Source organism: Streptomyces ferrugineus (assembly GCF_015160855.1).
Lineage (GTDB): Bacteria > Actinomycetota > Actinomycetes > Streptomycetales > Streptomycetaceae > Streptomyces > Streptomyces ferrugineus.
Genome location: NZ_CP063373.1, coordinates 6,635,059 through 6,649,619, shown reverse-complemented (window position 1 = coordinate 6,649,619; position 14,561 = coordinate 6,635,059). Strand labels below are relative to the sequence as shown.

Genomic DNA, 14,561 nt, shown 5'->3' with positions numbered 1-14,561 from the left:
TCCGCTCAACTCACCGCGCAGGTCCGCTCACCCAGCCTGAACGCGGTCGGTTTCGCGTTCGCCCCGGACCAGTCGCCCGTGAACCCGAAACTCACGGACGCACCGGCCGCCACGTCGCCGTTCCAGCCGACGTTCCTCGCGGTCACCGCCGAACCCGACTGCGTGTACTCGGCGTTCCACGCCTGAGTGATCCGCTGACCGTCCGCGAAGGACCAGCCGAGCGACCAGCCGCTCCAGGCACTCGAGCCCGTGTTGGACAGCTGCACATCCGCCTGGAAGCCGCCCGACCACTGGTTGGTCACCTTGTACGTCACCGCACAGCCGCCGGTCGGCGTGGGCGTGGGGTCGGTGCCGCCACCGCCGCCCGCGTCCGACGTGTCGCCGTAGACGACCCCGCGGCCGTTCGTGGACACGTACACCCTCCCGTACACCCGCGGGTCGCCGGTGATCGCGGCCCCCGTCCAACCCCACTGGTGGGCGTCGTCGTTGATGCGGGTCCAGGTCGCGCCCTTGTCCGTCGACCGGAAGATGCCGCGTACGCCACCGATCTTCGCGCTGGTGTACAGCGTCTGGTACGACGCTCCCGTCGCCGCCTTGCCGAAGCCGATCGTGTCGGCCTGCTCGACGTTGGAGAGCTTGGTGAAGGTCGCGCCGCCGTCCGTGGAGTGCCACAGGCCGTACGCGCCGTCCGGCGCACCGCCCGCCAGCCACACGTCCCCCTTCGCCCCGGGCAGCGCCTTGAAGCGGACGCTGTCCCCACTCGGCAACCCGGACGCCGAGGACGCGGTGAAGGTCGCGCCGCCGTCCGAACTGACGTAGAACTTCCCGGACTTGAAGCCGTAGAAGACCTGCGGGTCCACCCGGTCGGACTCCACGACCGCCCCGGCCGGGATCCCGCTGGAGGCAGCCCAGGAGGTGCCGAAGCCCGTCGTGTACCGCACGCCCGTACCGTCGGGGCTCCACACGAACCGGCTGCCGTCCGCCGCCGCCGCGACCGTGCCGCCGCCGCTGACGCCCGAAGGGTCGCTCCCGGCGAACCAGTTGGCGCCGTTGTCCGTCGAGAACGCGATGTGCGGGCCGGAGTCCAGATTGCCGACCCGCACCACGGTGCCGGGATTGGCCTCGGCGAAGTCCAGACTCGTCGTCGTGGTGAAGTTCGGCTGGGTGAACATCATCGACGGCACCTTGGTGAGGTCCGTGTGCCGGAAGCCGCCGATGTCGCCGAGGGCGCTCAGCAGCGGCGCGCCCGACGGGGGAGAGGCGAGGTCGTTGACCGCCGTCTCCTCCAGACCTCGCACCATCGGCTTGATGGCGAACTTGCTTCCGCTGTCCCAGTTCGTGAGGTTCTCGGTGCCGTAGATGGTCGCGCCCGTGCCGTACATCATCCGGTCGGAGTCGAACGGGTCGATCTCCAGCGCCTCCGTCATCCAGCCCAGCTTCGGCGTCTGCTCGGGCGGCGACGGGTTCGCGCCCCACGTCAGCCACGGCGAGGACGAGACGTCCATCGTGTAGCGGTTCTCGCGGTTGGGATACGACGTGTAGTCCCACGCCTTCGTCCATGTCCCGCCGCTGTCCGTGGAGCGGAAGATCTGGGTGTCCGGCCACCAGGAGCTGTACGCCGTCGCCATCACCGTGCCCGGCCGCCGCCGGTCCACGGTCAGCCCGGAGAAGCCGTAGTAGGTGTCGGCCTCGGCGACCGGGCTGATGTCGGTCCAGGTGCCGGTCGCCGTCGCGTACCGCCACAGCCGGCCCTTGCCGCCGTCGTACGGGCCGCCCTTGTCGCTGTAGGCGAGATAGAGGTAGCCGTTCGCCGCGTCCAGGACCCCCTTGTGCGCCAGGTGTCCCGTCGGCTGCCCGGCGACCCGCGACCAGGTCGCGCCCGCGTCCGTCGACCGGTACACGGCGTTGTCCTTGTCGGCGACCCCGACATAGACGGTCCTGGTCGCGTTCCCGGACGTCCCCGTGGACTCGTCGAAGGTGACCCAGACGATGCCCTGGTTGTCGCTGGCGTATCCGCTGGAGTCGCTCGGGTCCTGCACGTAGTTGCCGACGTTGGGGAAGTTCGCCACCTGCGACCAGGTCGCCCCGGAGTCGGTCGACCGCCACAGCCCCTTGCCGCTGGGCGCGCCCAGGTACAGCACGCTGTTCCTGTTCGGGTCGACCGCCAGCCGCTCACCCATGCCGCGGCCGGGCATGTTGCCGCCCAGCTTGAACGGCAGGTCCGCCTTCTCCCAGCTCGCGCCCCGGTCGGAGGAGCGCATCACCGCGCCGTTCTTCGGGTCCCAGCTGTTGGTGTACGTGCCGACCGCGGCGTACACCTTGTCCGGGTCCACGGAGTCCGAGGCCAGGCTCACCACGCCCGTGTGCCCCCAGTCGTCCCAGCCCACCGAGTCCAGCAGCGGCGTCCAGGTCTTCGTCGACTCCTGCCAGCGGTAGGCGCCGCCGATGTCGGTGCGGGCGTAGGCGAGGTTCTTCTCGGTGCGGTTGAAGACGATGCCGGGGACGAAGCCGCCGCCGTCGATGCGGGCGTTCTTCCAGGTGTAGGTGTCGGCGCTGATCGACACGCCCTTGGCGGCAGGGGCGGCGAGTGCGGGTGGGGTGCCCGCGAGCAGTCCGGCCGCGAGGGCCAGCGCGGCGGTGAGGATGCGTGTTCTTCGCACGGTGGGGTCCTCTCCTTGGGGCAAGCGCTTTCTATCGAGGACGGAGATGACCGGGCGGTCCCCGGTGAGGCTGGGGACCGCCCGGGCAACGGGGCGGTGACGCCCCGAGGGGCGCGGGGAACTGCGCGACCAGCCACGGCGGACCCGCAGTCGAACCCGGCTCCTCCCGCGGAGCTCCTGGCGGGGACGGTTATTCGAGAAGCTCCGCGTACGAGCCCATGGCCAACGCGATGTCCGCCTGGGCCCAGAACCGGTGATACGTGAACGACGGCACCGCGCCGCCCGCGAGATACGCCTCGATCTTCGACCAGGCCGGATCGTCCTCGTAGAACGAACGGATCGAGTCGAAGGTCGACGACGAGTTGATCGCGTCACCGTTCGGCATGGTGCCGGTCCAGCCGGACGGGATGTAGATCGCGTCGTCGAAGCGGTTGTAGTCGGCGCGGTTCTCCGGGACGGCGATGCCCAGGTCGTCCTGGTGGTTGTCCCACATGCCGTCGAGGAGCGCCTTGGCCGTGGCGGCGGCCTCCGTGTCCCCGGAGCGGTCCGCGTAGTACGTCAGGGTCTTGGCGTACGCGGCCGCCACGCCGACGTCATTGGTGTAGTCGGCGACGGAGACATGAAGTCCGTTGTTCGCACTCGGACTTGACGGGTTCCAGGTGTCGGGCTGCCCCGACCACTGGAGCGTCGACGGGATCCGGTACGTGCCGTCCGGGTTGACGGTCGTCTCGGACAGCGCCCAGTCGACCCACTTGTCGAGGACGGCCTTCGCGGCGGCGTTCCCCGTCTGCTGGTAGTACTCGGCGACCCGCTCCATCGACCACGCCTGGAAGCCGAACCACTGGTTGGACGGCGGGTCGTGGTAGACGGGCTGCTGGTCGTAGTACATGCCGTAGAAGGTCGACTTGCCGGCGGGCGGCGTCGCGTACCGGCCCGCCCAGCTGTTGGTCGCGCCGCCCGCGATCGCGCCCTCGCTGGACTGCAGCCAGCGGTAGAACTCGATCTGCCGGTCGAGGGACTTGGCCCAGTCCGCCTGTCCCGTCGCCGACTTGGGCTTCAGATCGGCGTACGAGCTCAGCGCATAGGCCGCCATCGGGTTCTGGTAGCCGCCGTGCGCATGGCTGGAGCCGATGCGCCAGGCCCAGCCCGCCGAGGTGTCGGTGGCTCCGCCCCAGGCGTAGTACCAGGACAGCAGATAGTGCGAGGCGTCCTTGCCGGTGCCCGCCGGGCAGGACGAGGCGCCCACGCAGTTGCCGACCTTCTTGAAGTACTTGTCGTACATCGCGTAGCGCAGGTAGTCGCCCATCTTCGCGGCCTTGGCCACGGTCGCGGAGATCTCGCCGCCCTTGCCCTGCTCGTCGGCCCACTTGTCGGCCCAGTACGCGGCCTGCACCGCTCGGGCGTCGGCGTCCGGGGCGTTGGTGAACTTCCACTGCTTGGCGTAGGAGGCGTCACCGGTGAACAGGTCCAGGTACCCGTTCGTGCCGCCGTACTTGAACTGGTCGCAGGTCGGCTGCGGCACCGTCTCCCACACCGACTCCTGCGCACCGCGCTGGAAGGTGTTGATGTACGACGGCCCGGTGTCGCTCGGCCCGGCCTCGCACTTGCCGGGCGAGTTGCCGTAGCCGTAGGTGTTGTCGACGTCCTGCAGCCAGTGCATGCCGTAGACGTCGTCGGTGCCGTACGCGCTCTTCAGCTCGCCGGCGATCGGGTCCGAGCCGACCGGGACCCCGGTGTCCAGCTTCGCCGGGTACTCGTTCGGGGTGTCCAGCTCAGGTGCGTACGTAGCCGGCTTCGAGGCGTTGTAGAAGGAGTTCGTCGGCTGGTCGGCATGGGTCGGGATCATGTACTTCTCCATGATCTCCCAGGCGCCGTTGAACTTGGACCAGTCGCCCGTGACCTTGCCGTACATCGCCTGCAACCAGAGAAGGTAGCTGTAGGCCTCCGACGTGGTCTCGTGGCCGTGGTCCGGTGCCTCGACGATCAGTGTCTCGACCGAGTGGTAGGGAATGCCCTCGGGCGAGAAGTAGCCGTTCGCCGGGTTGGTGATCTTGCCGTACAGCTCCAGGAAGCGGGCGTCGTACGCCTTCGTCGCCGCGATCTGGGTGGCGGTGACCGTGGCTTTCGCGTGCCCGGTGGCCGTCGACTCGAAGGTCGCCGAACCGGTGCCGGAGGCGTCGGCCGTGAGGGTCACCTTCTGCGCGGTGTTCCAGTTCGAGGGCGTGAAGGTGAGCGAGGCGCCGCCGGTCACCGACAGGCCCGGGTTGCCGCTTGCGCGGGCGGTGGTGACGGTGACGCCGGCCGACGGCTGGGTCGACAGCTTGACGTCGTATGTCGCCGTCCTGCCCTGCTGGACCGGGAGTTGGGCCGGCGTCGCGACCACGGCGGGACCCGAGGCGACCGTGATGCCGACCGGCGTGGACTCCGCGGACGCGCCCAGGCTGTCGTACGCCTTCGCCAGCAGTGAATGGCTGCCCACGGTCAAGCTGGAGACCGAGAGCGAGTACGGCGCCGTCGTGTCCGTGCCCAGCAGCGTGGTGTCGTCGTAGAACTCGACCTTGCTGATCGTCGCGTCGTCCGCGGCCGCGGCGGTGGCCGCGAGCGGGACGGCGTCGCCCTGTGAGTAGACGGCACCCGCCGCCGGGCTGGTCAGCACGGTGATGGGGGGTTGGTGGGCGCCGGTGCAACTCGTACCGTTGATGGCGAAGTTCGTGGGGGCGGCGTTGCTGCCGCTGTAGGTGAACTGCGCACCGGTGCTGACCGCGGCTCCGGCGGCGATCCGGCCGTTGTGGCCGGCGTCCTTGACCGTGACCGCCTGGCCGGACTGCGACCAGGTGCCGTTCCAGCCGTTGCCGAGCTTCTGGTTGCCCGTGTAGCTGTACGTCAGGGTCCAGCCGTCGATGACATCCGTGCCGCGGTTGGTGATCGTCAGATCCGCGGTGAAGCCGGAGCCCCAGTCATTGGTCTTGTAATCGACACTGCACTGAACTGCCGCTGCCTGAGCGGGTGTCGAACCCGTGCTCAGCATCGTCAAGGGGAGCGCCAGGGCCGCTACGGCGGCCGTCCACAACCGTCGTACGGCTCTGCGTTTGCGTGGGGGATGCACGTGCTGGTTCCTCCTTGCGGCTCGGAGAAGTCAAGGCTTGAACCAGTGGGAGCGCTCCCATAGTGGGGACGGGGGTGCAAGGGGTCAAGGTGCTTGAAGAGTCGAAAAGATTCGATGAGTTCAGTTGAGCAAAAGTCAGTAACTCCCCTGTCCTTTACCGTCACTTGGCGCTAGCTTCAATGGCACCAGTGGGAGCGATTCCATCAGTCGACGCGTCCGTCCCGGCGCGCTGATCTGCAAGGAGTCGCTCATGCGACACCCCCCGCGTTCAGTACTTATAGCCGTCACCGCACGGTCGCCCTCGCCGAGAGCTGCTGGCACTCCACGCCCGCTCCGGTCACGAAGTGGTTCGACGACTGCTCCTTTGGGTCATCCCTGATCTCCGACTGCGACGGAACCCCCGCGTCGCAGGGCATCGGGCTGCGCGATCACCCGCGCTCACTCGACGGACAACACCCGCAACCGAGAAGGAAACCCGCACTCATGAGTCGTACCAGAACAGCGATGCTCGCCGCCCTGGCCCTGGTCGCCGGGGCCTCGGGGACCGCGCTCGCCGCGGACCCCGGCGGAATCGGCACGGCCGCCGTGCCCTGCACCGTCGACTACACGGTGCAGAACCAGTGGGACACCGGCTTCACCGCGGCCGTCACGGTCACCAACCAGGGCGCCGCCAAGTCGAACTGGTCGGTGAAGTGGTCGTACGCCGGAAACCAGAAGGTCACCAGCGGCTGGAACGCGCGGATCAGCCAGAGCGGCGCCGACGTCACGGCCACCAACGAGACCTACAACGGGACGCTGTCGACGGGCGGTTCGGTCAGCTTCGGCTTCCAGGGCTCCTACAGCGGCGGCAACGCCGTCCCCGCCACCTTCACCCTCGACGGCGTGACCTGCAACGTCGACGACGGCGGCGGCGGTCCCACGGATCCGCCGGACCCCGACCCGACCGGCCCCAAGGTCGACAACCCGTACTCCGGCGCCAAGGTGTACGTGAACCCCGAGTGGCAAGCCGCGGCGGCGGCCGAGCCGGGTGGCAGCCGCATCGCCAACCAGCCCACCGGCGTCTGGCTCGACCGCATCGCCGCCATCAACGGCGCGGGCGGCAAGATGGGTCTGCGCGCCCACCTCGACAAGGCCCTGGAACAGAAGGGCTCCGACGAACTCGTCGTCCAACTGGTCATCTACAACCTGCCGGGCCGCGACTGCTCCGCCCTCGCCTCCAACGGCGAGCTCGGCCCCACGGAACTCGGCCGGTACAAGACCGAGTACATCGACCCGATCGCCGCGATCCTCGCCGACCCGAAGTACGCCGCGCTGCGGATCGTCACCACGATCGAGATCGACTCGCTGCCGAACCTGGTCACCAACACCGGAAGCCGTCCCACGGCCACCCCGGAGTGCGATGTGATGAAGGCCAACGGCAACTACCAGAAGGGCGTCGGCTACGCCCTGAACAAGCTCGGTGACGTGGCCAACGTCTACAACTACATCGACGCCGGGCACCACGGCTGGATCGGCTGGGACGACAACTTCGCCCCCAGCGCCGCCGTGATGAAGGAGGCCGCCACCTCCGAGGGCGCCACCGTGAACGACGTGCACGGCTTCATCACCAACACGGCCAACTACAGCGCCCTGAAGGAGAACAACTTCACCATCAACGACTCCGCCGGCGGCAAGTCGGTCCGTGAGTCGAAGTGGGTCGACTGGAACCGCTACGTCGACGAGCTGTCCTTCGCGCAGGGCTTCCGCAACCAGCTCGTCACGACCGGCTTCAACTCCGGTATCGGCATGCTCATCGACACCTCCCGCAACGGCTGGGGCGGCAGCGCGCGTCCCGCCGGACCGGGCCCGACGACGGACGTCGACGCCTATGTCGACGGCGGCCGCTACGACCGCCGCATCCACGTCGGCAACTGGTGCAACCAGTCCGGAGCCGGCCTCGGCGAGCGCCCGCAGGCCAACCCGGCGACCGGGATCGACGCGTACGTCTGGATGAAGCCGCCGGGTGAGTCCGACGGTTCCAGCCAGGAGATCCCGAACGACGAGGGCAAGGGCTTCGACCGCATGTGCGACCCGACGTACGAGGGCAACCCGCGCAACGGCAACAACATGTCCGGCGCCCTGCCGAACGCACCCATCTCCGGGCACTGGTTCTCGGCGCAGTTCCAGCAGCTGATGCAGAACGCGTACCCGCCGCTGTCCTAGCCGCCCGACCCGCCCCGCCGGGGCCTAGCCCTCCTCCCGGGCCAGGCCCCGGCGGATCGCGAACTCCACTGCCGAGTAGTCGCCGTCCGCCCGCTCCAGCTCCAGCGGCACCGACGTGTGCAGCGGCGGCTGGGCCATGAAGCGCGGGCGTGTGCCGTGGTTCGGCTGGGCGGCGTGGACCAGGAAGGGATGGCAGAGGTAGACGTCGCCGGGGCGGCCGGTGGCGTGGGCCAGCGGGCGGTGCGCGGAGGCCGCGGCGACCTTCGGGCCCAGCTCCAGGAAGGAGGCGCCCATCTCGCCGTACGGTGCCAGGACCGGCGGTACGTCGAGATGCGAGCCGACCCGGACGCGGGTCGGGGCGTCGGCCTCGGTGACCTCGCTGAACAGGAACAGCATGAGCAGCGCGCGGTCCTTGGAGCGCAGGTTCGTATGCGGGTGCTCGGCGCCTTCGGGAACGTAGCTCGCCTCGATGTGCCAGCCCGCGTCGTCCGGTTCCTCCTCGTGCGGGAACCGCAGCGGGAAGCTGCCCAGCGAGTACCGCGACTGCCAGCGGTCCTCACCCACCAGCACATCGAAGGCCTCGTGCAGGACGGGCGTGTTGACGGCGGCCGCGAAGGGGCCCTGCGCCATGTCGTACACCCAGTGCACGGGCTCCTTCCAGGTGCCCGGGTCCTGCGGGTCGTACCCGGTCTCCCGCCACAGCAGCCGCGCGCAGTGCTCGGCGACACGCGGCGGAAAGGCGCCCTCGATCTTCACGAACCCGTCCTCGAGGAAGCGCTCCACCATCTCGTCGTCCATCGGGCCATCGTGGGTGACCGGACCCGTGGGCCGCATCCGATTTTTTGCCGTGCTTTTGCCGTTACGGCAACGACAGTGGCCCCGCGACGGTGCGTCGGCGCACGCTGGCCTCACCCGAGGGAGAGGCTGACGAGCATGGCGCACCATCACCACGACGACCACGCCGGACACCACCACACCGGTCACCACCACGACCACGCCGACATCGACTGGGGCGAGATGGCGCCGCTCCTCGAGGCGCAGGCGGAGCTGTTCACGCCCCTGTACGAGCACGCCATGGCCTGGCTCGCCAAACGGCAGACCGAGCCGGGGCTGGTCGTCGACGCCGGAAGCGGGCCGGGGGTCGTCGCCTGTCTGCTCGCCGACACCTTCCCCGGGGCCCGTATCGTCGCCGTCGACGGATCCGAACCCCTTCTGGAGCGGGCCCGGGCGCGTGCCGAGCGGCTCGGTGTCGCCGACCGCTTCGGCACCCTCGCCGGTGAACTCCCGGACGTCCTCGACGACTTGGACTACCCCGCCGATCTGCTGTGGGCCAGCCGCAGCCTGCACCACCTGGGCGACCAGCGCGCCGCCCTCGCCGCGTTCGCGGACCGTCTCGGGTACGGCGGCACACTGGCCCTGCAGGAGGGCGGGCTGCCCGCGCGGTTCCTGCCGCGGGACATCGGGTTCGGGCGGCCCGGGCTGCAGGCGCGGCTCGATGTGCTGGAGGCGGAGTGGTTCGCGCAGATGCGGGCCGAGCTGCCCGGCTCCGTCGCCGAGACCGAGGACTGGCCCGCGCTGCTGACCGCCGCCGGCCTCAGGCCCACCGGTACCCGCACCTTCCTCCTCGACCTGCCGGCCCCCACCACGGACCGCGCCCGCGCCTACGTCGCCGCCTCCCTCGCCCGCACCCGCGAGGGTGTCGGTGAACGCCTCGACGCCGAGGACCGCGCGACCCTGGACCGCCTGCTCGACCCGGACGACAAGGCGAGCGTCCACCACCGCCCCGACCTGTTCGTCCTGGCGGCGCAGACGGTGTACACGGCGGTCCGGCCGAAGTGACCTCCGTGCGGCCTTCTATTAGGAAAGTTTCCTGATCGCCCTGTTTGCGGCGCTATCACCCCGGTAGAACACTGGGCGTACCGAAGATTTCGGATGTCGGCCCGGACTCCCGGGAGGTGTCATGTTCGTACGCGCCATCTACACGACCGGCGATCCCGCGAAGATCGACACGGCCATCAGGGCCATGAACACCGAGGGGCGGGACCTGCTGGAGGACCGTCCCGGATACCGCGGAGCGAGCGTCTTCGTGGACCGGACGCTCGGCAAACTCCTCGCGGCGAGCTGGTGGGAGACGGAGCAGGCCCGGCACAACAGCGACGAGGTGCTGCGGGAACGGCGGGTGCCGATGCTGGAGCCGTTCATGGGGACGCTGGCGGTCGACAACTACGAGGCGCCGGTCTTCCACCAGGCACGGCAGCCGCAGGCGGGTGGCGGACTGCGGCTCAGCAGGCTGGAGTTCGATCCCAGGGACACCGATCTGCTCGCCGACACGTTCCGGGCGACGGTGGTGCCGAGGCTCGACACCCTCCCCGGGTTCGCCAGGGCGTCCCTGCTGGTCGACCGGGAGCGGGGCCGCGGGCTGGTCGGGGCGATCTTCGTCGATCAGGCGTCGCTCGCGGCCTCGCGCGCGGGTCAGGCGGCGGCCCGGCACGAGGGCGCGGCCAAGGCGCATGTCACGGTGACCGGACTGGAGGAGTTCGAGGTCGTCTTCACCGACGTGCGCGGTGACTGACGCGTCCGCCCGCCGCTCGAGCGGTACGAGCGGCGGGCGGAACGAAGCGGCCGGGTCGGCGTCAGGCGCCGAACGTCGCCGGGTCGGGGCCGAGCCGCCGGTCCTCGTTCAGCGCGCTGATCGCCGCCAGGTCCTCGTCGTCCAGGCTGAAGTCGAAGACCTCGATGTTCTCCTTGATCCGCGACGGCGTCACGGACTTCGGGATCACGACGTTGCCGAGCTGGAGGTGCCAGCGCAGCACGATCTGGGCCGGGGTGCGGCCGTGCTTCTGGGCGATGGCGACGATCGCCGGAACCTCCAGCAGGCCCTTGCCGGAGCCGAGCGGCGACCAGGCCTCGGTGGCGATGCCCTGCTCGGCGTGGAACTCGCGGGAGGCGCGCTGCTGAAGGTGCGGGTGCAGCTCGATCTGGTTGACCGCCGGGATCACCGACGTCTCGGCGATGAGGTGCTCCAGGTGCTCGGGGAGGAAGTTCGAGACGCCGATCGCGCGGATCCGGCCGTCGGAGTGGAGCTTCTCGAACGCCTTGTAGGTGTCGACGTACTTGCCCTGCGACGGCAGCGGCCAGTGGATGAGGTACAAGTCGACGTAGTCCAGGCCGAGCTTGTCGAGCGACGCGTCGAAGGCGCGCAGCGTCGCGTCGTAACCCTGGTCGCCGTTCCAGAGCTTGGTGGTGACGAAGATGTCCTCGCGGGGGAGACCGGAGGCGGCGATGGCCTTGCCGGTGCCCTCCTCGTTGCCGTAGATCGCCGCTGTGTCGATGCTGCGGTACCCGGCCTCCAGCGCGGTGCCGACCGCCTGCTGCGCCTCGTCGTCCGGCACCTGCCAGACGCCGAAGCCCAGCTGGGGCATCTCGACGCCGTTGTTGAGGATGATCGGGGGGACCTTGCTGCTCACGAGCTCTTGATCCTTACGGTTGTCGTCAGGTGGTACTCATATCGTCAACGATCACGAGGCCTTCTGCATTCCTGACGGTGAAATCCGCGGCCGTCACGCCCGGTACAGCGCCTCCACCTCGTTGGCGTACGCGTTCTCGATCGCCTTGCGCTTCAGCTTCAGGGACGGCGTGAGCAGCCCGTGCTCCTCGGTGAACGGCTGGGCGAGGATGCGGAAGGTGCGGATCGACTCGGCCTGGGAGACCAGCGTGTTGGCGGCGACGACCGCCCGCCGCACCTCGGTCTCCAGGTCCGCGTCGCGCACCAGCTGGGCCTGGGTCAGCTGCGGCTTGTCACGCATCATCAGCCAGTGCTCCACGGCCTCCTGGTCCAGCGTGACCAGGGCCGCGATGTACGGGCGGTCGTTGCCGACGACGATGCACTGGGAGACCAGGGGATGGTCGCGGACGCGCTCCTCCAGCACGCCCGGCGAGACGCTCTTGCCGCCCGAGGTGACCAGGATCTCCTTCTTGCGGCCGGTGATGGTCAGATAGCCGTCCTCGTCCAGGGAGCCCAGGTCGCCGGTGGCCAGCCAGCCGTCGTGCAGGGCCTGGTCGGTGGCCTTCGGGTTGTTGAGGTAGCCCTGGAAGACATTGGCGCCGTGCAGCCAGACCTCACCGTCGTCCGCGATGTGCACGGTCATGCCCGGGATGGGCTGTCCGACCGTGCCGTAGCGGGTGCGCGAGGGCGGGTTGGCGGTCGCGGCCGCCGTCGACTCGGTGAGGCCGTAGCCCTCGTAGATGTGCACGCCCGCGCCGGCGAAGAACAGCCCGAGCCGCCGGTCCATGGCCGAGCCGCCGGTCATCGCCTGCCGGATGCGGCCGCCCATCGCCGCCCGCATCTTCGAGTAGACCAGCTTGTCGAAGAGCTGGTGCTGCATGCGCAGACCCGTCGACGGGCCGGGGCCGATGCCCCACGCCTTGGCCTCCATCGCGTCCGCGTACTTCACGGCGACCTCGACGGCCTTCTCGAAGGCCCCGGCCCTGCCCTCCTTCTCGGCCTTGCGGCGCGCGGCGTTGAAGACCTTCTCGAAGATGTACGGCACCCCGAGGAAGAACGTCGGCTTGAACGCGGCCAGATCCGGCAGCAGCGCGGCGGCGTTCATCTGCGGCTGGTGACCGAAGCGGACCCGGCCGCGGATCGCGGCGACCTGCACCATCCGCCCGAAGACATGCGCGAGCGGCAGGAACAGCAGGGTCGCCGCCTCGTCGCCCTTCTTGGAGTGGAACACCGGCTCCCAGCGCTCGATGACGGTGTCCGCCTCGTACATGAAGTTGCCGTGCGAGATCACACAGCCCTTGGGGCGCCCCGTGGTGCCCGAGGTGTAGATGACCGTCGCGACCGAGTCCGGCGTGACCGCCTGCCGGTGCCGGTGGACCACCTCGTCGTCGAGGTGCGCGCCGGCGTCGTAAAGCTCCTGTACGGCACTCGCGTCGAGCTGCCAGAGCTGGTGCAGCCGGGGCAGCCGGTCGATGACGGTCGCGATGGTCATCGCGTGGTCCTCGTGCTCCACGATGGCCGCCGAGCACTCGGCGTCGTACAGCGTCCAGAAGCACTGCTCGGCCGACGAGGTGGGGTAGATCGGCACGACCTGAGCGCCGATCGTCCACAGGGCGAAGTCGAAGAGCGTCCACTCGTACCGGGTGCGGGACATGATCGCGACCCGGTCGCCGAACCGGATGCCCCGGGCCAGCAGGCCCTTGGCCAGGGCCAGGACCTCGTCACGGAACTCGGCGGCGGTGACGTCCCGCCAGTGCCCGTCCTCGTCCTTGCGGCCCAGGACGACGTACAACGGGTCCTCCTGGGCATGCTGGAAGACGACGTCGGCCAGGCCGCCCACCGGCGGTGCCAACGCCAACGGAGGGTTGGTGAACTCGCGCAAACCCCGCTCCCCGCTCCGAATGCCTAGGCTGACACTCCGCACAGCGCCGTGAAAGCTACCCCACCCGCCTTTCGGACGGGAGAGGGCCGAAAATGGACTGGTGCTCAGGTATGCACTGGTCAGCGAAGCAAAATGCGCTCACATGGGGAAGGGTCGGACAGAAAACTGACGGTTGAGTAAGTTTCGGACCCGTAATCTCCACCGAATCTGTACACCCGACGACCCGGTTCGGCCCCTGCCGATCATGTCGACCGCGCCGAGCCGTCGCCTCTTCCGTCAGCGTCCAAGTGGCTGAATCTGTCACTCCGGTCTCCTTCACGGCTGACGCCGGTGCAACCGGTCCCCGCCCGCCAGAATCGTCGCCGCCAGCGCGTCCGCCGCCCCCTGCGCGGCCGTGCGCCGCCCCCCGTGCACCAGCACGAAGTCGACCCGCCCCAGCTCCGGCAGCCCCGACCGGTCCGGCACCCGCAGCAGCCCCGGCGGAATCAGCCCCCGCGAGTGCGCCATCACCCCGAGCCCGGCCCGCGCGGCGGCGATCAGCCCGTTGAGGCTGCCGCTGGTGCACACGATCCGCCACTCGCGCCCCTGCCGCTCCAGCGCCTCCAGGGCCAGCGCCCTGGTGATGCCCGGCGGCGGATAGACGATCAACGGCACCGGACGATCCGGCTCCAGGCGCAGCCGCTCCGCGCCGATCCACACCAGCCGGTCGTGCCAGACCAGCTCCCCGCGAGGGTCCTCCGGACGCCGCTTGGCCAGCACCAGGTCCAGCTTTCCGGCGGCGAGCTGCTCGTGCAGGGTGCCCGAGAGCTCGACCGTCAGCTCCAGATCGACCTCGGGATGGTCGTAGCGGAAGCCCTCCAGGATCTCCGGCAGCCGGGTCAGGACGAAGTCCTCGGACGCGCCGAAGCGGAGCCGGCCGCGCAGCCGGGTGCCGGTGAAGAACGCCGCCGCCTGGTCGTGCACCTCCAGGATCCGGCGGGCGAAGCCGAGCATCGCCTCGCCGTCCTCGGTGAGCTCCACGGAGTGGGTGTCCCGGGAGAACAGCGGCCGTCCGGTCGCGTCCTCCAGTCGCCGTACGTGCTGGCTGACGGTCGACTGCCGCAGGCCGAGCCGTCTGGCGGCCTGTGTGAAGCTCAGCGTCTGGGCCACCGCCAGGAACGTACGGAGGTGGGAGGGGTCGTACACGTCGATCAGGCTACCCCGCCG

Annotated in this window: 9 protein-coding genes; 3 read left to right on the top strand and 6 right to left on the bottom strand. The window is 69.6% G+C overall.

Annotated features, from left to right (window positions below; all coding sequences use genetic code 11):
• Positions 1–5: 5 nt before the first annotated feature.
• Both IM697_RS29875 and IM697_RS29870 read right to left on the bottom strand, forming a co-directional pair.
• A complete protein-coding gene (locus tag IM697_RS29875) occupies positions 6–2,660 on the bottom strand; it encodes a cellulose binding domain-containing protein (protein WP_194039199.1) in 2,655 nt (884 codons plus the stop codon).
• Between the two features lie 190 nt (positions 2,661–2,850).
• On the bottom strand, positions 2,851–5,766 hold the full coding sequence (locus tag IM697_RS29870) for a glycoside hydrolase family 48 protein (RefSeq protein ID WP_194039198.1): 2,916 nt from the start codon (positions 5,764–5,766) through the stop codon (positions 2,851–2,853).
• 483 nt (positions 5,767–6,249) lie between these two features.
• Between IM697_RS29870 and IM697_RS29865 the strand changes: the two genes are divergently transcribed.
• On the top strand, positions 6,250–7,968 hold the full coding sequence (locus IM697_RS29865) for a glycoside hydrolase family 6 protein (RefSeq protein ID WP_194039197.1): 1,719 nt from the start codon (positions 6,250–6,252) through the stop codon (positions 7,966–7,968).
• Between the two features lie 24 nt (positions 7,969–7,992).
• Here the strand turns inward: IM697_RS29865 and IM697_RS29860 are convergent, their stop codons facing one another.
• Positions 7,993–8,802: a phytanoyl-CoA dioxygenase family protein gene (locus IM697_RS29860; RefSeq protein WP_194039196.1), complete on the bottom strand. Its 810-nt coding sequence runs from the start codon at positions 8,800–8,802 to the stop codon at positions 7,993–7,995.
• A gap of 99 nt (positions 8,803–8,901) precedes the next feature.
• Here IM697_RS29860 and IM697_RS29855 point away from each other — a divergent pair, with 99 nt between their 5' ends.
• Complete coding sequence (locus IM697_RS29855; protein ID WP_194039195.1) at positions 8,902–9,807, top strand: class I SAM-dependent methyltransferase; 906 nt, start codon at positions 8,902–8,904, stop codon at positions 9,805–9,807.
• A 121-nt stretch (positions 9,808–9,928) separates the two neighbouring features.
• Positions 9,929–10,540, top strand: a complete 612-nt coding sequence (locus tag IM697_RS29850; RefSeq protein WP_194039194.1) for a hypothetical protein — start codon at positions 9,929–9,931, stop codon at positions 10,538–10,540.
• 61 nt (positions 10,541–10,601) lie between these two features.
• On the opposite strand, the gene IM697_RS29845 is transcribed toward IM697_RS29850, so the two are convergent.
• The 3 genes from IM697_RS29845 to IM697_RS29835 form a co-directional block, all read right to left on the bottom strand.
• Positions 10,602–11,435 carry an aldo/keto reductase gene (locus IM697_RS29845; protein WP_194039193.1) on the bottom strand — a complete coding sequence of 278 codons (834 nt, stop codon included), beginning with the start codon at positions 11,433–11,435 and terminating at the stop codon, positions 10,602–10,604.
• A 93-nt stretch (positions 11,436–11,528) separates the two neighbouring features.
• Positions 11,529–13,355 (bottom strand): AMP-dependent synthetase/ligase, encoded by a 1,827-nt coding sequence (locus IM697_RS29840; protein ID WP_194039192.1) that lies wholly within the window; start codon positions 13,353–13,355, stop codon positions 11,529–11,531.
• Between the two features lie 315 nt (positions 13,356–13,670).
• A complete protein-coding gene (locus tag IM697_RS29835) occupies positions 13,671–14,540 on the bottom strand; it encodes a LysR substrate-binding domain-containing protein (RefSeq protein WP_194039191.1) in 870 nt (289 codons plus the stop codon).
• Positions 14,541–14,561: the final 21 nt, after the last annotated feature.

Bases quoted from the DNA above. Each gene is read 5' to 3' on its own strand.
- IM697_RS29850 (WP_194039194.1), top strand. From the start codon at position 9,929: ATGTTCGTACGCGCCATCTACACGACCGGCGATCCCGCGAAGATCGAC.
- IM697_RS29855 (WP_194039195.1), top strand. From the start codon at position 8,902: ATGGCGCACCATCACCACGACGACCACGCCGGACACCACCACACCGGT.
- IM697_RS29860 (WP_194039196.1), bottom strand. From the start codon at position 8,802: ATGCGGCCCACGGGTCCGGTCACCCACGATGGCCCGATGGACGACGAG.
- IM697_RS29865 (WP_194039197.1), top strand. From the start codon at position 6,250: ATGAGTCGTACCAGAACAGCGATGCTCGCCGCCCTGGCCCTGGTCGCC.